Origin of the sequence: Mycobacterium sp. D16R24, assembly GCF_002013385.1 — a bacterium.
GTDB lineage: Bacteria > Actinomycetota > Actinomycetes > Mycobacteriales > Mycobacteriaceae > Mycobacterium.
Genome location: NZ_MAEV01000015.1, coordinates 157,378 through 180,555, shown reverse-complemented (window position 1 = coordinate 180,555; position 23,178 = coordinate 157,378). Strand labels below are relative to the sequence as shown.

The following is a 23,178-nucleotide window of genomic DNA, read 5'->3' as shown; positions in this document are numbered from 1 at the left end:
CATGCGCGTCTATGTGGGAGCCGATCACGCCGGATACGAGTTGAAGCAGAAGATCATCGAGCACCTTCGTGGTCGCGGCCATGATCCGGTGGACTGCGGTGCCTTTGAACTGGATCCGCAGGACGACTACCCGGCGTTCTGCATCGATACCGCGCGGCGCACCGTCGCCGATCCGGACAGCCTCGGCATCGTGCTCGGTGGTTCGGGTAACGGTGAGCAGATCGCCGCCAACAAGGTCCCGGGTGCCCGCTGTGCGCTGGCGTGGAGCCTGGAGACTGCGGTGCTGGCACGCGAGCACAACAATGCGCAGCTGATCGGCATCGGTGGACGCATGCACACCGTGCCCGAGGCGCTCGCCATCGTGGACGCGTTCCTGGCAGCCAAGTGGTCGGAGGAGCCGCGGCACCAGCGCCGCATCGACATTCTGGCCGAGTACGAGGCCACCCACGAGGCGCCGCCGGTACCGGGCGCCGACGCGTAAACGTCTGTGCCGGAGGGGCATACCCTGCACCGGTTGGCCCGGCTGCACCAGCGCCGGTTCGCCGGTTCGCCGGTGTCTGTCAGTAGTCCGCAGGGCCGGTTCACCGAAGGTGCGGCCGCGGTCAGCGGGCGCACCCTCGTGAAGGCGCATGCCTGGGGCAAGCACCTGTTCCACGATTACGGCTCAGCCGGTGTGGTGCATGTTCACCTAGGGCTGTACGGCACCTTCACCGAGCTGCCGGTCCCGATGGGTCTTCCCGTAGGGCAGGTGCGGATGCGTATCGAGGGAGCGCAGTTTGGGACCGATCTGCGCGGCGCGACGGCGTGTGAGCTCATTGACGCCCCACAGGTCGATGCGATCCTGGCTCGCCTCGGCCCCGACCCACTGCGCCCCAGGTCCGACCCGGCCTTAGCGTTCGAGCGGATCACGAAGTCGCGCAGGCCAATCGGTGCACTGCTGATGGACCAGAAGATCATCGCCGGTGTGGGCAATGTCTACCGCAGCGAGGTGCTGTTCCGTCAGCGGATCGACCCGTACCGGGAGGGCGCCCGGCTGGATCCCGGCGAGCTCTCGGCGCTCTGGGGCGACCTGGTGGACAGAATGCGCGTCGGACTGCGGGTCGGAAAGATCGTCACGGTCGATGCCGAATTCGACCATGGTGACCCGTCGTACGCACCGGACCGCCCCCGCACCTACGTGTATCGCCGGGCGGGTGCGCCCTGTCGGGTGTGCGGCACGCCAATCCTCACAGCGGAGATGGATGCGCGAAACTTGTTCTGGTGTCCTTCATGTCAAATAGGCTGATGACAGCTGCGGTGACGTGTGATGTTGCTAGAGTGGGCCAAGTGGGACACCATGTACCAGGTACAGCGTAGGAGATTGCGTGACAAGACCGGGCGCGCCGTTGGGAAAACTTTTCGCGCGCGCTGTTCGTGGACTTGGTTCGCACCCGGAACCTGACGACATTGACACCCGATTGCTGGACGCGGCCATCGAGGTGCTCGCGGAGCGGGGCACCCAGTCCGCGACCATTGACGAAGTGGCGCGGCGGGCGAAAGTGGGCCGTGCCACGGTATTTCGGCGTTTCTCGAGTAAAGACCAGTTGTTCGAGAGGGCGCTTGCCCAAGAAATGCGAAAGTTCCTGGACGAGCTACAAGAGCGTGCGGGCGGTTTTGACGGCATTGACGAGCGGGTGGCTGAGGGGTTCGCCGTCTGTATCGAAGTTGTGAATCATCCTCTGCTGCGCGGTGATTCAATCGTGGCCAGGATGACTGCGATAGAAGCAATCACGCAGGGAGACCCGGCGCCAATCGAACTGGCGCGACACTATCTCACGTCCCAGATCGATCAGATGCGGGAGGAAGGGCGTATCCCGCCGGGAGATTCGAAACGGCAGGTCGACGTCTTGATCCACTTGGTGCTGGGATATCTCGCTGCGCCCACGACAACCATTGACCTCGGCAACACCGAAGAGGTACGTGCGCTGGCGCGCGAGACGTTCGCACCCATCTTGCTTACTCCGAATGTGCCGCTCGACGCGCGGTAGACGCCCCTAGAAGTCTCCGAAGTCGCCGCCGAAGTCGCCACCGCCGCCACCATCCCAGCCGCCGCCGTCCCAAGCGCTGCCACCGCCTTGGTCCCAGCCACCGCCGCTCTGGTCCCAACCGGAGCCGCCCTGGTCCCAGCCCCCTTGGTCGGCCCCGCCTGCACCTTGATCCCAGCCGGCTTGGTCCGCGCCGCCGTCGTTCCCGGCATTCACCCCGGCGTCATATCCGTCCGAATAGCCTTGGCCGAAACCACTTTCGAAGCCGGAGGCGCCGTATCCGACGCCGTGCATACCGGAGAAGAGCGAGTTGAACAGCAGCGCCGAACCCACACCCCATGCGCCCGCCACGAGCGCGGGCTTCCACCACGGCTCGGAGTACCAGCCGGCGGGAACCGGTCGCCCGGCGACCGTGCCGCCGGGGTAGTAGTTGGGTGTGCGGCCGGAGGGCTCCGGGGAGGCCTCGATCTCGCGCCCTTCGAAGTTAATGCGCCGTTCCTCGCTGACGGAGCCAGCCTTGCTTTGTCCGGTGGTGGAGGGGAGCTCGGGTCCGGGATCCATGCCCATGGCGAGGCGGGCTGCCCGGACGTAGTACAGCCCCTCGATGGCGCTTTCCTTGGCCAGCGTTGCCTGTGCCGGGGTCCGGGCCTGCTCGATGGCCGAGGATGCGGCGGTGAAGCGCTCGGAGGCATCGGCGAGCGCCTGGCGGGAAGCATCGTCGTTGCCGGTCAGGCCCAGTACCTGTCCGCCGAGGCGTTCGGTGAGGCGGCGGGCGTCGGCCTTGGCGTCCTCGAGTTGGTCGCCACGGCGGCGGCTCGACCCCTGTGTGTAGATGATCGCGCCACCGACGATCACGCCGAGGAGAAGCAGGCCCAGGATGATTTCCATGGCACCCACGGTACTGGTGGTCTGACTACTCGACTTTGGCCTCGACAAGACTAAATGGTGACGCGGTCGGGACGACCCGGGTCATCTGGAAACCGGCCCGCTTGAGCAGGGTCTGGTACTCCCCGGCAGTGCGCTCGCATGCTCCTAACGTGAGCAGCATCTCCATATCGGTCCACTTACCGGCGAACTCGCGATCGTGGTCGGGGATGACGGTCTCCACCAGCAGCAGTGTGGCGCCGCGTTCAGCGGCGACGCGGATGTTTTGCAGGATGTTGAGGGCACTCGCGTCCGGCCAGTCGTGAATGATGTTTTTGAGTATGTACAGATCGCCGCCGGTAGGCGCGCCCTCAAAGAATGACCCGGAGAGTATCTGCACCCGATCGCGAACCCCATACCTGCTCAACAGTTCCGGTGCCGACGCCACCACCTCCGGCCGGTCGTATAGCACACCCGTCGCTTGGGGCGATGTGCCGAGGACGGCCGATAGCAATCGGCCGTGACCCCCGCCGACGTCGACGATGGTGGGGAAAGGCGTGAAGTCGTAGGCCGAAATCGTGGGAGCGAGCGCGAACTCCGAAATGCTCGTCATCGCCTCGTTGAAGACCTGGCCAAGCTCGGGTTCTGCGGTGAAATACTCAAAAGTGTCCATCCCGCGCAGTGTGGGAACGACGGGCTCGCCCGTCCTGATGGCATCGACGAGGTGGCTCCAGTGCTCGCGATGCTGACGGGAGCCGACGAACCGTGCCATCGCTGCCACGGAAACCTCCGCATCCGAACGGAGAGGTTCGGCCATCGCGTTGAGCGCGTACCTGCCGTCGCGGGTTTGGGTGAATATGCCCTCACCGATGAGTGCGCGTAGCAGGCGTCCCAGTGCGGCTGGGTCTGCACCCACCCGTTTGGCCAGCTCATCAATGGTCAGGGGGCCATCAGCCAGTGCATCAGCGACGTGGAGTTGGCACGCGACGACGAGCCCTTGGGCAGACCAGGCGGTGAAGATCATTTCCAGCAGGGCCACCGGGGCGGGAACGGACCGCCTATGGATCCTGTTCAGGCGGTGGCGGAATCGTTCGATCACGCGGACTATTCGAGCGGGCGGTACGCGGGAGGGCATCGGCGCAATCTAGCGGCATCCGGCGCTGCTAAGCAATCAGGCTTGGAAAGGCGCTCACCTATCGGGAATTCTGGTTCGGAGGCGCGATCGGTGAGGAAACTCGCAGCGATTGCGGAGATCGTTTCTGATCGCTCGCGCAGCCGACGACTTCGTACGCGTCTTCGGTGTCGATACGGCCCGAGCGGGATCAAACCCGGGATGGCGTACTGGCCCAAATATCCGTTCGACCTGGAAAAACTCTATCTACCAGGCGGTTCCTTGGAGCGGGTGACGGGAATCGAACCCGCGTAGCTAGTTTGGAAGACTAGGGCTCTACCATTGAGCTACACCCGCATGCGTGCGAGGTTGTCCCGCACGCGCTGACGAATGTACAGCGCCGGGGCGGATCAAATCCAATTCATACCGTTGCATGGTGAGGCCGTAAGATCGCTTCGTCTTGCCGGAAGTGTGGACGCAGGTTCGACGGGGTGTAGCGCAGCTTGGTAGCGCATCCGCTTTGGGAGCGGAGGGTCGCAGGTTCAAATCCTGTCACCCCGACAGCATGACAGCACGAAGAACCGCAGGTCACGACGATCTGCCGCGAACTATAAAGGAGCACTGCACGTGAAGAGCACCGTCGAAAAGCTGAGCCCGACCCGGGTTCGCATCAACGTCGAGGTTCCCTTCGCAGAGCTCGAACCAGATTTTTCCAAGGCGTACAAGGAGCTGGCCCAGCAGGTCCGGCTGCCCGGTTTCCGTCCGGGTAAGGCCCCCGCCAAGCTGCTCGAGGCGCGCGTCGGCCGGGCCGCCGTGCTGGAGCAGGTCGTCAACTCGGCGCTTCCGGGCCGCTACAGCGAGGCCGTCACCGCTTCTGACGTCAAGCCGCTCGGGCAGCCGGAGATTGAGGTCACCAAGATCGAGGACGGCCAGGAGCTGACCTTCACCGCCGAGGTGGATGTGCGTCCCGAGATCGAGCTGCCCGACCTGAGCACCGTCGCAGTCACTGTCGAGCCCGTCACTGTTGAGGACTCCGAGGTCGACGCCGAGCTGGACTCGCTGCGTGCGCGGTTCGGGACCCTCAAGGGTGTCGAACGTGCCGCCGAGGACGGCGACTTCGTGTCGATCGACCTGTCGGCCACCGTGGACGGCAAGGAGGTCGAGGATGCCGCGACCACCGGTCTGTCCCACGAGATCGGCTCCGGACAGCTGATTGACGGCCTGGATGAGGCCATCATCGGCCTGAAGGTCGGCGAGGAGAAGATGTTCACCACCAAGCTGGCCGCCGGTGAGTTCGCCGGACAGGACGCTGAGGTCACCGTCAAGGTCGGGTCGATCAAGGAGCGCGAGCTTCCCGCCGCCGACGACGACTTCGCCCAGCTGGCAAGCGAGTTCGACACCATCGGCGAGCTCAAGGACAGCCTCACCGAGCAGGTGAAGGGGCGCAAGCGCATCGCGCAGGCCGACGAGATCCGCGATGAGACCATCACTGCGCTGCTCGCCACGGTCGAGATCCCGGTGCCCGAGAAGATCCTCGAGGAGCAGATCGGCAACAGCCTGCACGAGGCCGTTCACGGTCTGGACCACAACGAGGAGAAGCTCAACGAACTGCTCGAGGAGCAGGGCACCTCGCGTGAAGAGTTCGACAAGGACCTGCGTGAGTCCGCGACCAAGTCCATCAAGACCGAGCTGCTGCTCGATGTGATCGCCGACAAGTTCGACATCAACGTCGACCAGCAGGACCTCACCGAGCGTCTGGTCCTCATGTCGCGTCAGTACGGCATTGAGCCGCAGCAGCTGGTGCAGTACCTGACCCAGCAGCAGCAGCTGCCCGGCCTGTACGTCGACGTGCGCCGCGGTAAGGCCATCGCCGAGGTCATCCGTCAGGCCAAGGTGACCGACTCCACCGGCGCCGATGTCGACGTCGACGCCGTGCTGGGGCCGCGTCGCGGCGGGGCCGACGAGGCCGGCGCAGATACAGCCGCCGAGGAGAGCGTGGACAAGGGCAAGAAGAAGGGCAAGGACGAAGACAAGTCCGAAAAGGAAGACAAGTCCGAAAAGTCCGAGAAGAAAGCCAAGAAGAAGAGCAAGGACGACGCCGGGGAAGCCGCAGACGCCTAACTGACGACGTGATGAGCCATTGAGGCGAGGAACATCACGCTCTGAGCGAACTCGCCCGTTGTGGGGAGTGCGCAGCCGCCGATGTTGGTTAATGTCGGCAGTACACGGAATTGGTTCTCAAGCGAAATCCCGAAGTGCTAGACGAAGGCAGGTTGCACAGTGACTGAAATGCGTTCGGCGACAGCCGGGCTCAACCTCATCGACTCGGTGTATGAGCGCCTGCTCTCCGAGCGCATCATTTTCCTGGGCCAGCAGGTGGACGACGACATCGCCAACAAGCTGTGCGCGCAGATTCTGCTGCTGACGGCCGAGGACCCCACCAAGGACATCCACCTGTACATCAACTCACCGGGTGGGTCGATCAGCGCCGGCATGGCGATCTTCGACACCATGGAGCTGTCCGAGTGCGATATCGCCACCTACGCGATGGGCATGGCGGCATCGATGGGCGAGTTCCTGCTCGCGGCGGGCACCAAAGGCAAGCGGCACGCGCTGCCGCACGCCCGGATCCTGATGCACCAGCCCCTCGGTGGTGTGACGGGTAGCGCCTCCGATATCGCTATCCAGGCCGAGCAGTTCACGGTCATCAAGAAGGAAATGTTCCGCCTCAATGCTGAATTCACCGGCAAGAGTGTGGAACAGATCGAGACCGATTCGGACCGTGACCGCTGGTTCACCGCGGCAGAGGCACTGGAGTACGGGTTCGTCGACAAGATCATCACCCGCGGCAATCTCAACGGCAGCAAGGGAGCCTCCAAGTGATCTCGAAGCACCTCAACCTAGATTCGGACGCTCTTCACGCAAGCGTGTCATCGCAACTGGCACCCCAAGCCCGGTACATCCTGCCCTCGTTCATCGAGCACTCGAGCTTCGGTGTCAAGGAGTCCAACCCCTACAACAAGCTGTTCGAAGAGCGCATCATCTTCCTCGGCGTGCAGGTGGACGACGCCTCGGCCAACGACATCATGGCCCAGCTGCTGGTGCTGGAGTCGCTGGATCCCGATCGTGAGATCACCATGTACATCAACTCCCCGGGTGGCTCCTTCACCTCCTTGATGGCGATCTACGACACCATGCAGTACGTCCGCTCGGACATCCGCACCGTGGTGCTGGGCCAGGCAGCCTCGGCTGCGGCCGTGCTGCTCGCGGCCGGCACCCCGGGCAAGCGGATGGCGCTGCCCAACGCCCGCGTGCTGATCCACCAGCCCTCGCTGTCCGGTGTTATTCAGGGGCAGTTCACCGACCTGGAGATCCAGGCCAAGGAGATCGAGCGCATGCGCGTGCTGCAGGAGACCACGCTGTCGCGGCACACCGGCAAGAGCGAAGAGGTCATTCGTAAGGACACCGACCGCGACAAGATCTTCACGGCCGAGGAGGCCAAGGAGTACGGGATCATCGACGTCGTCCTGGAGTACCGCAAGCTTTCCGCGCAGGCAGCCTCGTAGCTGCCGGGCGGCAGGTCCGGATAACAGTTGCAACACACCGGTCCTCGGTGCGCGTCATCGGCGGCCCAGGTCGGTGTGAGGCGATATGTTCTCCAGCACGGCAGGGCGTAAATGCCGTCGGTGCTATTCGGTTTATCGGTCGCGGGGTGTCCGGTATAGCGGGTAGCGTCGGGACCAACAGGTCAGCGGACGTGTTGACACCACGATCCACCACCGTGTGACAGGAAGTAGGACTGGCCACCATGGCACGTATCGGAGACGGCGGCGACCTGCTGAAATGCTCGTTCTGCGGAAAGAGCCAGAAGCAGGTTAAGAAGCTTATCGCCGGCCCCGGCGTGTACATATGCGATGAATGCATCGACCTCTGCAACGAGATCATCGAAGAGGAACTGGCCGACGCCGACGACGTCAAGCTCGATGAGCTTCCCAAACCCGTGGAGATCCGCGAGTTCCTGGAGAACTACGTCATCGGCCAGGACAACGCGAAGAAGACCCTCGCCGTCGCCGTTTACAACCACTACAAGCGCATCCAGGCCGGAGACAAGGCCCGCGATGCCCGCGGTGAGACCGTTGAGCTGGCCAAATCCAATATCTTGATGCTCGGACCTACCGGCTGCGGCAAGACCTACCTGGCCCAGACGCTGGCCAAGATGCTCAATGTGCCGTTCGCCATCGCCGACGCCACCGCCCTCACCGAGGCCGGCTACGTCGGCGAGGATGTGGAGAACATTCTCCTCAAGCTGATTCAGGCGGCCGACTACGACGTGAAGCGTGCCGAGACCGGCATCATCTACATCGACGAGGTCGACAAGATCGCCCGCAAGAGCGAGAACCCGTCCATCACCCGCGACGTCTCCGGTGAGGGCGTGCAGCAGGCGCTGCTGAAGATCCTGGAGGGCACGCAGGCTTCGGTGCCCCCGCAGGGCGGCCGCAAGCACCCGCACCAGGAGTTCATCCAGATTGACACCACCAACGTGCTCTTCATCGTGGCCGGTGCGTTCGCGGGCCTGGAGAAGATCGTGTCGGATCGTGTCGGCAAGCGCGGCCTGGGCTTTGGTGCCGAGGTCAAGTCGAAGGCCGATATCGACACCACCGACCACTTCGCCGAGGTCATGCCCGAGGACCTGATCAAGTTCGGTCTCATCCCCGAGTTCATCGGCCGTCTGCCGATTGTCGCCTCGGTGACCAACTTGGACCGGGAATCGCTGATTACGATCCTGTCCGAACCGAAGAACGCGTTGGTGAAGCAGTACACCCGCCTCTTCGACATGGACGGTGTCGAGCTGGAATTCAGCCAGGATGCGCTGGAAGCCATCGCCGATCAGGCCATCCACCGTGGCACAGGCGCCCGCGGTCTGCGCGCCATCATGGAGGAAGTGCTGCAGCCGGTGATGTACGACATTCCGAGCCGCGACGACGTCGCCAAGGTCGTGGTGACTGGGGAGACCGTCATCGACAACGTGCTGCCGACGATCGTGCCGCGCAAGCCCTCGCGTGCCGAACGGCGCGATAAGAGCGCCTAGTTCGTCGCGATGAGCGCCATAGCCTTGGCGCGGGCTGAACGTATCGATCTTGCCAACCTCTTGGCCGGGCTTACTCCGGAACAGTGGGATGCGCCATCCCTGTGTACGAAATGGCGGGTGCGTGACGTGGTGGCGCACATGATCGGGTACGAGGATCTCAGTGGTATCGAGTTCTTTCCCCGCGTCGTCAAGGGCGGCTTCAATCCGAACCGCATCAACGCCAACCGCCTCACCGAACTCGCGAACCCAACCCCCGAGCAGCTGCTGGCGATGGTCCGCGCCTCGGAGACGCCGCGCTCTCTGACATCGGGATTTGGCTGCCGGATTGCCCTATTGGACGGCATCGTCCATCAACAGGACATCCGTCGCCCGCTGGGGATCCCGCGCGAGATTCCGGGGGAACGGATGCGCGTCGCCATGGATTTCGCGCGGTGGGCACCGCCGGTACGGGGCGCGCTGCGCGCCCGTGGCGTGCGGCTCGTGGCTACCGACCTCGACTGGTCACGGGGGAGCGGGCCCGAGGTCACCGGACCCGCCGAGGCGCTGCTGATGGCGATGGCCGCACGTCCCTGCGCTCTCGCAGATCTCGATGGCTCGGGTAAATCGACCCTGGCGCAACATATTTCGTAAACCCTCGTAAGCTTGTAGTGATGTCCACCGAGTTCATGAGCCAACCGACGCTAGAGGGGCCAACGCTCACCCTGCGTCCGTTGGAAGACGACGACCTTGAGCCGCTGTACCGGGCTGCCAGCGATCGGCTCATTTGGGCGCAACACCCAAGCGCGGACCGTCACCAGCGGCCGGTCTTCGAGAAGTGGTTTGTGGAGGCCCTCGCCGCGAAATCGCTTGTCATCATCGATCATTCCACCGGGGAGATGATCGGCTCTTCTCGGTTTTACGAGTGGGATCCGGACAAGCGCGAGGTCGCGATCGGGTACACGTTCATCACCCGTGAATACTGGGGCGGCACGGTGAACGCTGAGCTCAAGACGCTCATGCTGGATTACGCGTTCATCAACGCCGACCTGGTGTGGTTCCATGTGGCCGCGGACAATCTGCGGTCGCAGCGTGCGCTCGCCAAGATCGGTGCCCACGAGCATCACCGCCAGAAGCGGGAGATCAACGGCGCGCTGGAGGATTACGTCTACTTCACCATCACTGCCGCCGACTGGCGAGAAGCCTCCGACTGAGCGCCACGTTCTCCGCAGAGCAGAACGTGGCGCCCAGTCGTCGACCAATCAGCGTGTAGCCGGATCCTCGTCGGCGTCCGCAACGGACCGAGCGCTGTCCTGCTCAGCGCGCTGGGCCGCCTCACGCATCTCGAAGGCGTCCGTGGCGATCTCGCCGAGCTGTCGGGTGACATCCACCACCGCGTTGGTGATGATCTTGGCGATCTCACCCACGTGCTCAGCGGTCGACGACACGACCTCTTGGGCCAGGTCCTTATTGCGTTCGAACTTGCTCACCACGACACCTAACCTACGCGTCTACCAGCTCGCCGCGCTCGTCAACCACCACGACCTCGGGCCGCTTCTCTCGATCGATGCGCACGACGAGTTCCGGCTCGCCACCGAACCAGCCGTTGGGCAGGGACAGGCGCGCGATCTTCTTCCACGTCGAGGAGATCTGTTGGAAGAAGCCACCGGAGTTGTACGGCAGTCCGTACTTCTGGCACAGCTCCCGGACCTCGGGTGCGATCTCTGGGTAGCGGTTGGCGGGTAGGTCGGGGAACAGGTGGTGTTCGATCTGGTGCGACAGGTTGCCGCTCATGATGTGGAACAGCCTGCTGCCCTCGATGTTCGCGGAGCCGAGCAGCTGGCGGACGTACCACTCGCCGCGCGTTTCGTCCGCGGTCTCCTCCTTGCTGAATGTCTGTACGCCGGACGGAAAGTGCCCGCAGAAGATGATCGAGAACGTCCAGATATTGCGTATCAGGTTGGCGGATGCATTACCGAGGAAGGTGATCGGGAACAGCGGGCCGGTCAGCGCCGGGTAAACCACGTAGTCCTTGAGGACCTGTTTTCCCGCCTTACGCCACATGCCCTTGACGAGTGTCTTGACGTCGTACCACTTGCGCTTGCCCTTGAGGATGTTCTCGACCTCCAGGTCGTGCACCATGACACCCCACTCGAACAGCAGCATCAATGCCGTTGCCCAGGCGATGTTCCCCAGGTAGTACGGGTTCCACTTCTGCTCGGGCGCCATCCGCAGGATGCCGTAGCCGATATCGCGATCCATATCGACGACATTGGTGAAGGTGTGGTGCATGTAGTTGTGCGAATGTCGCCACTGATCGGCGGGGCACACCGTGTCCCACTCGAATTCCCTTGAATTGAGGCCCTTTTCGCGCATCCAGTCGTACTGGCCGTGCATGACGTTGTGCCCGATCTCCATGTTGTCGAGGATCTTCGACACTGACAACGCGCCCACCGCCGCGAGCCAGACCGGCGGGATGAACCCTAGGTACATCAGGCCGCGCCCGGCGAGCTCGCAGCCGCGCTGGGTCTTGATGATGGAGTAGATGTACTCGCGGTCGCGGTCGCCCAGATCGGCGACCACGCGGGAGCGCAGTTCGTCCAACTCCTTGCCGAGTGCCTCGACATCTGCTGCGTTGATGGTGATTTCGTTGCTTGGCATCTGGCTGCTCTCCTTGAGGTCTATTAGAGGTTGATCGAGACGTCGCCGACGGGGGCGGTGATGCAGAGCTGGATGTGCTGGTCGGGGTCGTCGTTCTCGTCGCCGGTGCGCAGGTTCCGGGTGCATCCGGATGTCTTCACCGCCGAGCAGGAGAAGCAGATACCCATCCGGCAGCCGAACTCGGGCTGAAGACCGGCCGCTTCGGCCTGTTCGAGGATGGATCGGCCGTCGTTTTCGGCGGTGATGTCGGAGGTGGCGAATCGCAGCACGCCCCCGGCCTCTCCGGTGGTGCCCGACGTGGTGAGAGTGAACTCCTCGGTGTGCAGGCGATCGGAGATTCCACGCTCGGCGTACAGCGCGCCCACCGCTTCGTGCAGGGAAGGCGGGCCACACAGGAAAGTCTGGCCATCGGCGTGCCACGGAGCGACTGCCTGTAGCTTCTCTGCGCTGAAGTATTCGCCGCCTTCACGTGTGTACTCCATGTGGACCGTGACCGAGGGCAGCTCGCCCAGCTCGGACAGCTCGCGCGCATACGGGTTCTCGTCGGCATGTGGGGCGTAGTAGAGGACCGCGAGGGTGCCCGGATACCCATTGCCGACAAGGCTTCGTGCCATTGAGAGCACAGGTGTAATCCCACTACCGCCCGCGATGAGCAGCGTCTGCGCCGGGCGCGGCTCGGGCAGGGTGAAGCTGCCCGTGGCCGGGGTGATGCTGTACACATCGCCGACTGCGGCGTGCTTGTACAGATGGTTCGAGACCAGGCCGTCGGGCCGTCGGGCGATGGTCAGCTCGATGATGCCGCGGGCGTCGTCGGCACAGGACGGCGAGAAGCACCGGACATGACGAACGCCGTCGATCACGACCCCCAGCTGGACGAACTGACCTGCTCGAAAGCCCTTGAACTGGCGGGTTGTGCGTAGTGTCAAGGTCACCGATCGGGTGGTGCGGCGCTGCACGCGAACGACACGGGCGCGAGCCTCTTCCCAGGTGATCATCGGGTCGACGAGCTCGAGATACCGGTCGACCGCGTGCGGGGTGAGTGCGGCTGTCAGCAGCCGGCCCAGGGATGACTCGGGGGTCAGGATGCGTCGGGTGGCTTTGGTTAGAAATGTCATTCGAACTCCCTCCGTTAGGTTAACGAATGTACACTGAAAGTGTGAACCAATATGCCCCCTCTCAGTCAAGCCGTAATCACCGTGTCGGTCATCACAGCGATACAGTGACCGCTATGACCAGTCGTCGTGAGCGGGGACCGCATTCGGGTGTCTCCACGCGGCGCGAATCGGTTCGGGGTGAGCAGAAACTGCGCACCCGCACCTCGCTGATTGAGGCGGCTCTCGAACTTTCACGAACCCAGGCCTTCTCAGGGCTCAGCCTGCGCGATGTGGCCCGTAGAGCGGGGATCTCGCCGACGGCCTTCTATCGCCACTTCTCGTCGCTGGATGACCTGGGCGTCGCGTTGGCCGAGGAAGGGATGCGCATAGCGCGGGGTATCGCGCGGGAAATCCGGCGACGTGAACCGGCGTCATTGGCGGAGGCCATGCGGATCCTTGCCGAGCAGGTGCAGGAAAACCCCGATCAGCTGCGGTTTGTTGTCACCGAGCGGTACACCGCACCCACCGAGGTGCGGCGGGCGGTGAACATCGAGATGCGGCTGCTCGCGGGGGAGCTGGCGATTGATCTGGCGCGCCGCGACCAGATGCGCCTGTGGGATTCCGCCGACCTCACGACGGCGGCCAACCTGATTTTGTCGATCGCCGCCAACGCGGTCGCCGAGTTGGTGCAGCCCGACGCCGAGACCGACGACGTGGTCGAGAACGCCACCAGCGCGCTGACGATGGCCTTTGTAGGCCTGCAGAACTGGCGCTCCCAGTAAGAGCTCGCTAGTCGCGGCGCTCCGCGTCGCCGAGTCGCTGATGCAGCCGGTCGCGGATCTCATCCACCGTGTACGCCTCGCGTTTGCGTTGATCGCGCACGACCAGCACGCCCCCTGCTGCCACCCCGACGGCCCCGGCGAGCCCGAGCCACTTCCACATGTTGGCCATCGCTCCAGGTTACGGTGCGGGGATGAGCCGCTTGCGTGATGATGGTCGGGCCGTGTCGATCGATGAGGCACTCGATGCGACGCGCACCGGTGACATCTGGGTGTTCCGCGGACGTTCGGGCCCCGATCGACTCATCCAGACGTTGTCGAACAGCCCGGTCAACCACGTCGGCATGACGGTGGCGATCGACGATCTGCCGCCGCTCATGTGGCATGCCGAACTGGGCAACAAACTCACCGACGTATGGACTGGCGATAACCACCGGGGAGTGCAACTGCACGATGCGCGCGCGGCGATCGAGCGATGGGCACACGTGTATGGACAACGGTGCTGGCTGCGGCAGCTGAGCCCGCGGGTAACCCGTGAGCAGGAGAACGCCGCACTACGCGTGGTGGCCAGGATGGACGGGACGCCGTTTCCGGCCACCGCACGACTGACCGGTCGCTGGATGCGGGGACGGCTTCCCACGGTCAGCGACCTCACCCGCGGACTGCCCTTTGTGCATAAGAAGGTTCGCGAGGTGGCCGAGAGGGACATCACAAAGCAACGGCAGGCCGGGTTGGAGACAGCGTTCTGCGCCGAGGCGGTGGCGATCACGCTCGAGGAGATGGGGTTGCTCGTCACCGAGAAGCGCTCGAACTACTTCGACCCGGGATCGTTCTGGAGTGGCGACGACTTGCCGATGGCGGTGGGTTACTCCCTGGGCAGGGAGATCGCTGTTGAGGTGCCGGAGGGTTAGATGACTCGATCCATCCGGGTGTAGACGTTCATGCTGTCTTCGCGCAGGAAGGCGACGAGCGTCATTCCCGACTGCGCTGCCAGGTCCACGGCCAACGAGGACGGCGCCGACACCGCGGCCAGGATGGGAATACCTGCCATGGTTGCCTTCTGAGCCAGCTCGAAGGAGGCCCGCCCACTGACCAGCAGCACGGTCGCGGTGAGAGGCACACGGCCGCTCTCGAGAGCCCACCCGATCACCTTGTCCACCGCGTTATGCCGGCCGATGTCTTCGCGCACCGCCAGCACGGTTCCGTCCACGGTGAACAGTGCGGCGGCATGAAGCCCACCGGTCGTGGCGAAAACCTTTTGTGCTGAACGAAGTTTGTCGGGCAGGCCCACCAGGGTGTGCGAGTCGATGGTGGAGGGGTCGTCGCCGGGGGAGAAGCGGCTGATGGTGCGCACCGCCTCCAGTGAGCCCTTACCGCAGACGCCGCAGGAGGAGGTGGTGTAGAAGTTCCTCGTCACCGCCGGGTCGGGTGCGGGAACCCCGGGTGCCAGGGTGACATCCAGCACGTTGTAGGTGTTCAGGCCGCCGGGTCCGTTGCCCTGGCAGTAGCGCACGGTCAGCAGGTCATCGCGGCTGGAGATGACACCCTCGGTGAGCAGGAACCCTTGGGTGAGTTCGACATCCGATCCGGGGGTGCGCATGGTGACGGCCACCGCGCGCCCATTCACCCGAATTTCCAGGGGTTCCTCGACGACGAGCGTCTCGCTGCGATCGCCTCGTCCGACACCCTCGATACGCCGGATCTTGCGGTTGTCGGTGACCCTACCCACGGGCCACCAATCGAATCACGATCGCCTTCGACACCGGGGTGTTGGATCTTTCGGCGACATGGTCAAGGGGCACAAGCGGATTGGTCTCCGGATAGTAGGCGGCGGCGTTGCCTCGCGGGGTGGAGTACGGCACCAGGAGAAAGTCCTCGGCTCGGCGCTCTTCAAGCCCCCCGTTAGCGCCCGGGTACTCAGATACCAGATCAACCCGCGCGCCCTCGGTCAACCCGAATGCCGCAAGATCTTCCGGGTTGACGAAAACCACCCGGCGGCCGCCCTTGACGCCTCGGTAACGGTCGTCCAGGCCGTAGATGGTGGTGTTGTACTGGTCATGGCTGCGCAGTGTCTGCAGCACCAACCGCCCCGGGGGCACCGGCACCCACTCCAACGGTGCCACCGAGAAGTTGGCCTTACCTGTGTTGGTTGGGAACTGGCGCTCGTCGCGAGGCGGGTGCGGCAGCGCGAACCCATCCGGCTGGCGGACCTTGGTGTTGTAATCGGCGCATCCGGGCACCACCCGTGAGATGGCATCGCGGATGGTGTCGTAGTCGTCGATAAACCGCCCCCACGGCACGGGGTGCCGGGGCCCCAGGATGGCGCCAGCCAGTTGGCAGACGATGGCGACCTCGCTGCGCAGCACCGTGCTCGGTGGATGCAGGCTGCCGCGCGACAGATGCACCATGGACATCGAATCCTCCACGGAAACAAGCTGTTTACCGGATTCTTGGATGTCCCTGTCGGTGCGTCCGAGGGTGGGCAGGATGATTGCAGTGCGTCCATTCACGAGGTGACTGCGGTTAAGTTTGGTGGAGATCTGAACGGTCAGTGCGCAATTGCGTAGTGCGGCCTCGGTGACGGCAGTGTCGGGGGTGGCCGACGCGAAGTTGCCGCCCATGCCGATGAACACCGAGACCTTGCCGTCCCGCATGGCCCGGATCGCGTCAACCGTGTCGAATCCGTGCTTGCGGGGGGTGGTGATTCCGAACTCGGAATCCAGTGCGGCCAGGAAGGTTTCGGGCATCTTTTCCCAGATGCCCATGGTGCGGTCGCCCTGGACGTTTGAGTGACCGCGCACAGGGCACACTCCCGCACCGGGCTTGCCGATCATGCCGCGCATCAGCAGCAGATTCGTCGCTTCGCCGATGGTGGCAACCGCGTGCCGATGCTGGGTGAGGCCCATGGCCCAGCAGAAGATGGTGCGCTTCGATTCGGCTAAGAGTGTGGCAACCGTCTTCAACTGGGCCATGTCGATACCCGTTGCCCGCGTGACGGTTTCCCAGTCGACCGTCCGCGTCCGCGCGGCCCATTCCTCGTAGCCCGCGCAATGCTCATCGATGAACTGCCGGTCGACGATGCTCCCGGGGTTGGCGTCTTCGGCCTCCAGTAGCAGCCGGCCCAGCCCTGCGAAGAGCGCCATATCGCCACCGAGCCGAATCTGCACGAACTCGTCGGCGATCGCCACGCCGTGGCCGATCACGCCGTTGACCTTCTGCGGGTCCTTGAATCGGAGCAGCCCGGCCTCGGGGAGTGGGTTGACGGCAATGATCTTGGCGCCGTTGGCTTTAGCCTTCTCCAACACCGAAAGCATGCGGGGATGGTTGGTACCGGGATTCTGGCCGGCGATGAGAATGACGTCGGCGTGCTCGATATCGGGCACCGATACCGAGCCCTTACCGATGCCGATGGAGTCCGTCAGCGCGGTGCCCGACGACTCGTGGCACATGTTGGAACAGTCGGGCAAGTTGTTGGTGCCCAGGCTGCGGACCAGTAGCTGGTAGCAGAATGCGGCCTCGTTGCTGGTGCGCCCCGAAGTGTAGAAAACTAGGCGATCCGGGTCGGTGGTGGCCTTGATCTCGTTGGCGATGAGCTCGTACGCGTCGTCCCAATCAATCGGCCGGTAGTGCGATTCGCCCGGGCGCAGCACCATCGGGTGGGTCAGCCGACCTTGCTGGCTGAGCCAGTATTCGGGCAGCTCGCGGAGTTCCTCCACGGAGTGCTGGGCAAAAAATGCCGGGGTGACTGTGCGCTTAGTCGCCTCTTCCGCAACCGCTTTGGCCCCGTTCTCGCAGAACTCAGCAAGTTTGCGGTGACCCGGGGTTTCGGGCCATGCGCAACCTGGGCAGTCAAAACCGTGGCGTTGATTCAGCTTGGCCAGCGTCGCGGCGGTGCGCAATGGCCCCATTTGCTCGAAACCGCGTTGCAGGGAAACGCCGACAGCGGTCATCCCCGCGGCAACGTCCTTGGCTCCGGTGACGTCAATGTGGGGTTCGCCGTTCTCGCCCGGTTCGTGTTCTGTGCGTTGAACAACCGTCGGTATCCGGTGTCCGGTCATAGTTCTCATTCTGGCCCTGTGGGGGGCGTCTGGGTGCCACAACCCCCGAATGCTGGTCCTGGGGTGGCGGCTTAGAGAGGCAACCAAGCAGATGCTTGGCCCATCCTTGTGATTTGCCTCACGTCTACTGGCGGGTAGTGAGGTAACGGCACAGGCCAGGCCGCAGGTGGCGACTCGACACGTGTCAAGTTTCACGCCCGCGGGTATGCCCTCGTCAAGGTCAGCGGTGTGAAAGTGCAATAATCGGTACCGAGAGTGACAGAAAACTCTGCTGAATGGTGGCGTACGTACCGTCACCGCCAGAGTTCGTCGTGAAAGGTAGGTCACCGGTGGGCGACGGAGCCGTATCGGAGAAGCTGGAAAAGGTCGTCATCCGGTTTGCTGGAGATTCTGGCGACGGTATGCAGCTCACCGGAGACCGATTCACTTCCGAGGCTGCCGTCTTCGGCAATGACCTCGCAACCCAGCCGAACTACCCCGCCGAGATCCGGGCCCCTCAGGGCACGCTCCCCGGTGTTTCGTCCTTCCAGATCCAGATTGCCGACTACGACATCCTCACCGCGGGCGACCGGCCCGATGTGCTGGTGGCGATGAACCCGGCCGCATTCAAGGCCAATATCGGCGATCTGCCGCGCGGTGGCATGGTGATCGCCAACTCGGACGAGTTCACCAAGCGCAATCTGGCCAAGGTGGGCTACCAGTCCGATCCGCTGGAGCACGACGACATGTCGGACTACGTGGTCTATCAGGTTCCGATGACCACGTTGGCGCTGGGCGCTGTCGAGCCCGCCGGGGTCTCGAAGAAAGACGGCGCGCGCACCAAGAACATGTTCGCGTTGGGGCTGTTGTCCTGGATGTACCACCGTCCGCTCGAGGGCACCGAGCAGTTCCTGCGTGAGAAGTTCGCGAAGAAGCCCGATGTGGCCGAGGCCAACATCCTGGCGTTCCGGGCGGGCTGGAACTACGGCGAAACCACCGAGGCCTTCGGAACCACCTACGAGGTGGCCAAGGCATCGCTTCCTGCCGGTGAGTACCGTCAGGTCTCGGGTAACACGGCGTTGGCCTATGGCGTTGTCGCCGCGGGCCAGCTTGCAAATACTCAGGTGGTGCTGGGCACCTACCCGATCACCCCGGCATCCGACATCCTGCATGAGCTGAGCAAGCTCAAGAACTTCGGTGTGCTGACCTTCCAGGCCGAGGACGAAATCGCGGGAATTGGTGCGGCCCTGGGCGCCTCGTTTGGCGGCGCGCTGGGTGTCACCAGCACCTCCGGCCCCGGTGTGGCGCTCAAGAGCGAGGCGGTGGGGCTTGCGGTGATGACGGAACTGCCGCTGCTGGTGATCGACGTGCAGCGCGGCGGACCGTCGACAGGTCTGCCGACCAAGACCGAGCAGGCGGACCTGCTGCAGGCCCTGTACGGCCGCAACGGCGAGTCACCCATCGCGGTGCTGGCCCCGCGTTCGCCCTCGGACTGCTTCGATATCGCCGTCGAGGCGGTGCGCATCGCGCTCACCTACCGGACCCCGGTGATGATTCTGTCCGATGGCGCGATCGCCAACGGTTCTGAGCCGTGGGCCATCCCGGATATCGCGAGCTACCCGGCGATCGAGCACACCTTCGCCACACCCGATCAGGACTTCGCGCCGTATAACCGCGATCCGGAGACGCTGGCCCGTCAGTTCGCCGTTCCGGGTACCCCCGGTTTGGAGCACCGCATCGGTGGTCTGGAGAAGGCCAATGGTTCGGGCAACATCTCCTACGACCCGGCCAACCACGACCTCATGGTGCGGTTGCGCCAGCTCAAGATCGATGGAATCACCGTGCCGGACTTGGAGGTCGACGATCCGACCGGTGATGCGCAACTGCTGATGATCGGGTGGGGCAGCTCCTACGGCCCCATCGGTGAGGCATGCCGTCGCGCCCGCCGTAAGGGACTCAAGGTGGCTCACGCCCACCTGCGCCATCTCAACCCGTTCCCGACGAACCTGGGTGAGGTGTTGCGCAAGTACCCGAAGGTCGTTGCGCCGGAGATGAACCTCGGACAGCTGTCGCTGCTGCTGCGCGGCAAGTTCCTGGTGGATGTGCAGTCGGTGACGAAGGTGCAGGGCATGGCCTTCCTCGCCGATGAGGTGGAAGAAATCATCGATGCGGCCCTGGATGGGTCGCTCGCCGAAATGGAAAGTCAGAAGGCTATTCTCGCGCGTGAATCCGCGGTGGCCGTAGGGGATCGAGCATGACCGACGTACTCAATGGAACTGGCAGCCTCAACGGTTTGGAGCTTGGCCTGACTGCCAATGCTCTGGTACCGACCACCGATGTGGAGCAGAAGTCGAAGGACTTCACCTCCGATCAAGAGGTGCGCTGGTGCCCGGGTTGCGGTGACTACGTCATCCTCAACACCATCCGCGGCTTCCTGCCCGAGCTTGGCCTCAAGCGTGAGAACATCGTGTTCATCAGTGGTATCGGCTGCTCCAGCCGGTTCCCGTACTACCTGGACACCTACGGCATGCACTCGATCCATGGGCGCGCACCGGCCATCGCGACCGGCCTGGCGCTAGCTCGCGAGGACCTTTCGGTGTGGGTGGTGACCGGTGACGGTGACGCCCTCTCCATCGGTGGTAACCACCTGATCCACACCCTGCGCCGCAACGTGAACCTGACAATCCTGTTGTTCAACAACCGGATCTACGGCCTCACCAAGGGGCAGTACTCGCCGACCTCCGAGACCGGCAAGGTCACTAAGTCGACCCCGATGGGGTCGCTGGACTACCCGTTCAACCCAGTGTCTCTGGCGCTGGGTGCCGAGGCCACGTTCGTTGGGCGAGCCCTGGACTCGGACAAGAAAGGCCTCTCGGAGGTGCTGCGCGCCGCAGCCGCCCACCGCGGTTCGGCACTCGTGGAGATCTTGCAGGACTGCCCGATCTTCAACGACGGGTCTTTCGACCTATTGCGCAAGGAAGGCGCCGAGCAGCGCGTCATCAACGTGAGCCACGGCCAGCCGATCACCTTCGGCGCCGAGGGCGAACTCTGCGTCGTCCGTTCGGGTTTCGGTCTTGAAGTGGCCAAGACCGTGGATGTGAAGGCAGAGGACATCGTGGTGCACGACGCGCATACGGATGATCCCGCTTACGCCTTCGCGCTGTCGCGGTTGTCCGAGCAGGACCTTGAGCACACCGTGATGGGCGTGTTCCGCAGCGTGCAGCGTGCGACCTATGACGATCTGGCCCGTGAGCAGTTGACCGCTGCCGCGGCCGCTAAGCCGAGTGACACCGCAGCGTTACAGGCGCTGCTGACCGGCCGGGACACCTGGACCGTCAGCTAGGCCGAGCCGGGTATTCGGACGCTTCGGCGTCTCCTCGCGCGCGATGTGCGGTCGCTCTCGTAGGATGCAGGGACGTTGATGCTTCCGGGCCACAGCCGGTGCGGGACACAACCTTCATGCCCTAGATACGAGGTGAGAAGGCCGTGAGGCAGTCGCTGATTGCGGTAGCAACAGTTGTGGCGATGATCGGTGTCTCGTTGGGTGGTGCAGATACGGCTGCGGCTGCCCCGGGGGCCGACAACGCCAACGATGTCATCAACGAGCTCAAGGCCAATGGGTATCGGGTGATCATCACCAAGAGCGGGGGTGGCGACATGAGCAAGTGCACGGTCACCTCGGTGGAAAAGCAGTCCCCGGTGACGGATGTGGGTGCGGGGCGCGATGCGCAGAACTATCCGACTACCGTCCCGGTGACCTCACGCAAGATCGCGGTAGTCGCACTGCGCTGCTGACCGAAGTTCTGAAGAGCCTTCTACCGCAAATAAGTTCTGTGCGGCAACCGGAAAACGTCATCGGTGCGCCCCTTGTATCGCGTACGGCGCTCGCGCGCTGCCCTTTCCGTGTGTGATCGGCGAATCGGTCTGTGTACCAACTTTTTTCGCTCGAAATGCTTAAGGCGACGCGGAATGGTCACATTGTTTCTCCGTCAATAATGTGTCGCGACTGATAATTGGCAAATAGTGTTGCGTCTGATGTCAGAGTTAATAGAGTGAACTTGTCAATTCGCCGCGCCGTGCGTTATTGAAGTTCCTATTGTTACTTGAGTGATTTGCCGCAATCGTGGCCGGGCTCACAAATTCAGCGTGATCTAACTCACTTATCACAGGTAGGGCCAACTTTAAGAGAACCTGAGAATTTCCTAAGTGACCTGGGGTTAGTCGCTGAAGATTAGCTCTGTAATCGTTTCGTTATTGGTTTGGAATGTGCGTGTCGCGAGATGACTTTCGCTGAGTGGTTCCGTACGGTCCGACACGTCAACAAATCGGAGCAAAACTCCGAACCGTGAACCCTGTGTGCAAATGGGGCCAGGAACGCTGCGAGGCGGTCTGGCCGCCGGCCACCACAAGCCGGTGAGGCGGCAGCCGCCTCCCTTGTCGCGCCCGACCGAGACGGCGCGATCCGACGACGATGTCCACCTCGCCTGGAGGTGTGCCTGAACCCGCCGCGGTATCCGCAAGCGGGTGGTGTTCGGTGCGTGCCCGGCGAGAGGAACGACATGAATTACATCCGCAAAACGCTTACCGCAGCAGCCATCACCGGCGCGCTTGTCGCGGCTCCGATGGCGCTGGCTGGAACAGCGAGTGCGGATCCGGTCAACTGGGATGCCATCGCGAACTGCGAGTCCGGTGGCAACTGGGGAATCAACACCGGAAACGGCTATTACGGCGGTCTGCAGTTCAACATGGGCACCTGGCGCTCCAACGGCGGCTCCGGCTCCCCGCACCTTGCCTCGCGCGAGGAGCAGATCCGGATCGCCGAGAACGTGCTGGCCCGGCAGGGTATCGGCGCATGGCCCGTCTGCGGACGGCGCGGCTAGACCCGAGAACCACGGCTCTACCTCAGACAAGCCACCAGGGGCGATGACGTTCCCCTTGGTGGCTTGTGTGGTTTCTGTGCGTACCTTTCTTTCATGGACCAACTCGCGGCAGTCGTGCTCACCGGCGGTGCGTCGCGCCGCATGGGGCGCGATAAGGCGGCCATCCGCTGGGGCGGGCAGACATTGGTCCAACGCATGGTGCGGACGGCGAGCTCACGGTGCGCACCGGTGATCGTGGTGCGCGCGCCCGGGCAGGACATCGGGGATCTGCAGGCGGTCATCGTGGATGACCGTGAACCCGGCCAGGGGCCACTGGTGGCGCTGGGGCAGGGGCTACGGGCCGCCGGGGACCGGGGGGCTGGCAGAGCCTTCGTCTGCGCCGTCGACATGCCCCTGGCCTGTGCGGCACTTATCGAGGAACTCGCGACCAGCAGCGGCCGCATCGTCTTGGCCAACGTCGCCGGCCGGGATCACTACCTGGCCGCACTCTATGACGTAGGCCTATGCGAAGCCATTGATGAGTTGACCTCAGCGGGGGAACGTCGGATCGGCGCACTGATTGAGCGCGTTGGTGCGCAACGAATTTCGATATCCGACCCGACATGGGTCGTGAACGTGAACACAGAGGCGGATCTGAACGCCTTGCCACCTCTACCCTGACAG

General features: G+C 63.7%; 23 protein-coding genes, 2 tRNA genes and 1 pseudogene. 17 read left to right on the top strand and 9 right to left on the bottom strand.

All coding sequences use genetic code 11. The features are described from left to right. Position 1 precedes the first annotated feature (1 nt). From B4383_RS14495 to B4383_RS14485, 3 genes are all read left to right on the top strand, one after another. On the top strand, positions 2-481 hold the full coding sequence (locus B4383_RS14495; protein WP_078291237.1) for a ribose-5-phosphate isomerase: 480 nt from the start codon (positions 2-4) through the stop codon (positions 479-481). A gap of 6 nt (positions 482-487) precedes the next feature. Continuing rightward, positions 488-1,285: a DNA-formamidopyrimidine glycosylase family protein gene (locus tag B4383_RS14490; protein WP_078291235.1), complete on the top strand. Its 798-nt coding sequence runs from the start codon at positions 488-490 to the stop codon at positions 1,283-1,285. Between the two features lie 79 nt (positions 1,286-1,364). Further along, positions 1,365-2,027 (top strand): TetR/AcrR family transcriptional regulator, encoded by a 663-nt coding sequence (locus B4383_RS14485; RefSeq protein WP_078291233.1) that lies wholly within the window; start codon positions 1,365-1,367, stop codon positions 2,025-2,027. 6 nt (positions 2,028-2,033) lie between these two features. Here the strand turns inward: B4383_RS14485 and B4383_RS14480 are convergent, their stop codons facing one another. The 3 genes from B4383_RS14480 to B4383_RS14470 form a co-directional block, all read right to left on the bottom strand. Next, the gene (locus B4383_RS14480) at positions 2,034-2,912 is read right to left on the bottom strand and encodes a hypothetical protein (protein WP_078291289.1); all 879 of its coding nucleotides are present in this window, start codon (positions 2,910-2,912) and stop codon (positions 2,034-2,036) included. A 25-nt stretch (positions 2,913-2,937) separates the two neighbouring features. Then, entirely contained in the window at positions 2,938-4,023 is a 1,086-nt protein-coding gene (locus B4383_RS14475; protein ID WP_078291231.1) for a methyltransferase, read from the bottom strand. A 259-nt stretch (positions 4,024-4,282) separates the two neighbouring features. Beyond that, positions 4,283-4,356 (bottom strand) — tRNA-Gly (locus B4383_RS14470). A 130-nt stretch (positions 4,357-4,486) separates the two neighbouring features. On the opposite strand from B4383_RS14470, the gene B4383_RS14465 reads away from it, so the two are divergent. The 7 genes from B4383_RS14465 to B4383_RS14435 all read left to right on the top strand — a co-directional run bounded on the left by B4383_RS14465 (position 4,487) and on the right by B4383_RS14435 (position 10,278). Next, positions 4,487-4,560, top strand: a tRNA-Pro gene (locus B4383_RS14465). Between the two features lie 66 nt (positions 4,561-4,626). Further along, on the top strand, positions 4,627-6,120 hold the full coding sequence (tig, locus tag B4383_RS14460) for a trigger factor (RefSeq protein WP_078291229.1): 1,494 nt from the start codon (positions 4,627-4,629) through the stop codon (positions 6,118-6,120). A gap of 168 nt (positions 6,121-6,288) precedes the next feature. Further along, complete coding sequence (locus B4383_RS14455) at positions 6,289-6,882, top strand: ATP-dependent Clp protease proteolytic subunit (protein WP_030095101.1); 594 nt, start codon at positions 6,289-6,291, stop codon at positions 6,880-6,882. A 44-nt stretch (positions 6,883-6,926) separates the two neighbouring features. Continuing rightward, positions 6,927-7,565 (top strand): ATP-dependent Clp protease proteolytic subunit, encoded by a 639-nt coding sequence (locus B4383_RS14450; protein WP_078291287.1) that lies wholly within the window; start codon positions 6,927-6,929, stop codon positions 7,563-7,565. A 242-nt stretch (positions 7,566-7,807) separates the two neighbouring features. After that, positions 7,808-9,088 carry an ATP-dependent Clp protease ATP-binding subunit ClpX gene (gene clpX, locus B4383_RS14445; protein ID WP_078291227.1) on the top strand — a complete coding sequence of 427 codons (1,281 nt, stop codon included), beginning with the start codon at positions 7,808-7,810 and terminating at the stop codon, positions 9,086-9,088. A 9-nt stretch (positions 9,089-9,097) separates the two neighbouring features. Then, positions 9,098-9,718, top strand: a complete 621-nt coding sequence (locus B4383_RS14440) for a maleylpyruvate isomerase family mycothiol-dependent enzyme (protein WP_078291225.1) — start codon at positions 9,098-9,100, stop codon at positions 9,716-9,718. Positions 9,719-9,738: 20 nt separating this feature from the next. Beyond that, positions 9,739-10,278, top strand: a complete 540-nt coding sequence (locus B4383_RS14435; RefSeq protein WP_078291223.1) for a GNAT family protein — start codon at positions 9,739-9,741, stop codon at positions 10,276-10,278. Positions 10,279-10,326: 48 nt separating this feature from the next. On the opposite strand, the gene B4383_RS14430 is transcribed toward B4383_RS14435, so the two are convergent. From B4383_RS14430 to B4383_RS14420, 3 genes are read right to left on the bottom strand one after another with little or no spacing between them, the layout of a single operon-like run. Continuing rightward, entirely contained in the window at positions 10,327-10,557 is a 231-nt protein-coding gene (locus tag B4383_RS14430) for a hypothetical protein (RefSeq protein ID WP_078291221.1), read from the bottom strand. Positions 10,558-10,567: 10 nt separating this feature from the next. Continuing rightward, the gene (locus B4383_RS14425; RefSeq protein WP_078291219.1) at positions 10,568-11,725 is read right to left on the bottom strand and encodes an acyl-CoA desaturase; all 1,158 of its coding nucleotides are present in this window, start codon (positions 11,723-11,725) and stop codon (positions 10,568-10,570) included. Between the two features lie 23 nt (positions 11,726-11,748). After that, positions 11,749-12,840, bottom strand: a complete 1,092-nt coding sequence (locus tag B4383_RS14420; RefSeq protein WP_078291217.1) for a ferredoxin reductase — start codon at positions 12,838-12,840, stop codon at positions 11,749-11,751. A 104-nt stretch (positions 12,841-12,944) separates the two neighbouring features. Between B4383_RS14420 and B4383_RS14415 the strand changes: the two genes are divergently transcribed. Then, a complete protein-coding gene (locus B4383_RS14415) occupies positions 12,945-13,601 on the top strand; it encodes a TetR family transcriptional regulator (protein ID WP_176126595.1) in 657 nt (218 codons plus the stop codon). A gap of 7 nt (positions 13,602-13,608) precedes the next feature. Here the strand turns inward: B4383_RS14415 and B4383_RS26345 are convergent, their stop codons facing one another. Then, a complete protein-coding gene (locus B4383_RS26345) occupies positions 13,609-13,770 on the bottom strand; it encodes a hypothetical protein (protein ID WP_139360775.1) in 162 nt (53 codons plus the stop codon). A gap of 52 nt (positions 13,771-13,822) precedes the next feature. Here B4383_RS26345 and B4383_RS14410 point away from each other — a divergent pair, with 52 nt between their 5' ends. Further along, positions 13,823-14,509 carry a guanylate cyclase gene (locus B4383_RS14410; RefSeq protein ID WP_176126601.1) on the top strand — a complete coding sequence of 229 codons (687 nt, stop codon included), beginning with the start codon at positions 13,823-13,825 and terminating at the stop codon, positions 14,507-14,509. Here the strand turns inward: B4383_RS14410 and fdhD are convergent. Together fdhD and B4383_RS14400 are read right to left on the bottom strand one after the other, a co-directional pair. Next, complete coding sequence (fdhD, locus tag B4383_RS14405; RefSeq protein WP_078291212.1) at positions 14,506-15,327, bottom strand: formate dehydrogenase accessory sulfurtransferase FdhD; 822 nt, start codon at positions 15,325-15,327, stop codon at positions 14,506-14,508. The genes B4383_RS14410 and fdhD overlap by 4 nt on opposite strands. Further along, on the bottom strand, positions 15,320-17,656 hold the full coding sequence (locus B4383_RS14400; RefSeq protein ID WP_078291210.1) for an FdhF/YdeP family oxidoreductase: 2,337 nt from the start codon (positions 17,654-17,656) through the stop codon (positions 15,320-15,322). Before B4383_RS14400 ends, fdhD begins: the two co-directional genes overlap by 8 nt. Positions 17,657-17,931: 275 nt before the next feature. On the opposite strand from B4383_RS14400, the gene B4383_RS14395 reads away from it, so the two are divergent. The 5 genes and pseudogenes from B4383_RS14395 to mobA all read left to right on the top strand — a co-directional run bounded on the left by B4383_RS14395 (position 17,932) and on the right by mobA (position 23,175). Further along, positions 17,932-19,893 carry a 2-oxoacid:acceptor oxidoreductase subunit alpha gene (locus B4383_RS14395; protein WP_078291208.1) on the top strand — a complete coding sequence of 654 codons (1,962 nt, stop codon included), beginning with the start codon at positions 17,932-17,934 and terminating at the stop codon, positions 19,891-19,893. Next, entirely contained in the window at positions 19,890-20,978 is a 1,089-nt protein-coding gene (locus B4383_RS14390) for a 2-oxoacid:ferredoxin oxidoreductase subunit beta (protein WP_078291205.1), read from the top strand. Before B4383_RS14395 ends, B4383_RS14390 begins: the two co-directional genes overlap by 4 nt. A gap of 143 nt (positions 20,979-21,121) precedes the next feature. Continuing rightward, complete coding sequence (locus B4383_RS14385) at positions 21,122-21,430, top strand: hypothetical protein (protein ID WP_078291203.1); 309 nt, start codon at positions 21,122-21,124, stop codon at positions 21,428-21,430. 860 nt (positions 21,431-22,290) lie between these two features. Next, positions 22,291-22,515: pseudogene (locus tag B4383_RS14380) on the top strand (transglycosylase family protein); the annotation flags it as partial. Between the two features lie 93 nt (positions 22,516-22,608). Then, the gene (gene mobA, locus B4383_RS14375) at positions 22,609-23,175 is read left to right on the top strand and encodes a molybdenum cofactor guanylyltransferase (RefSeq protein ID WP_078291198.1); all 567 of its coding nucleotides are present in this window, start codon (positions 22,609-22,611) and stop codon (positions 23,173-23,175) included. The last annotated feature ends 3 nt before the right edge of the window (positions 23,176-23,178 follow it).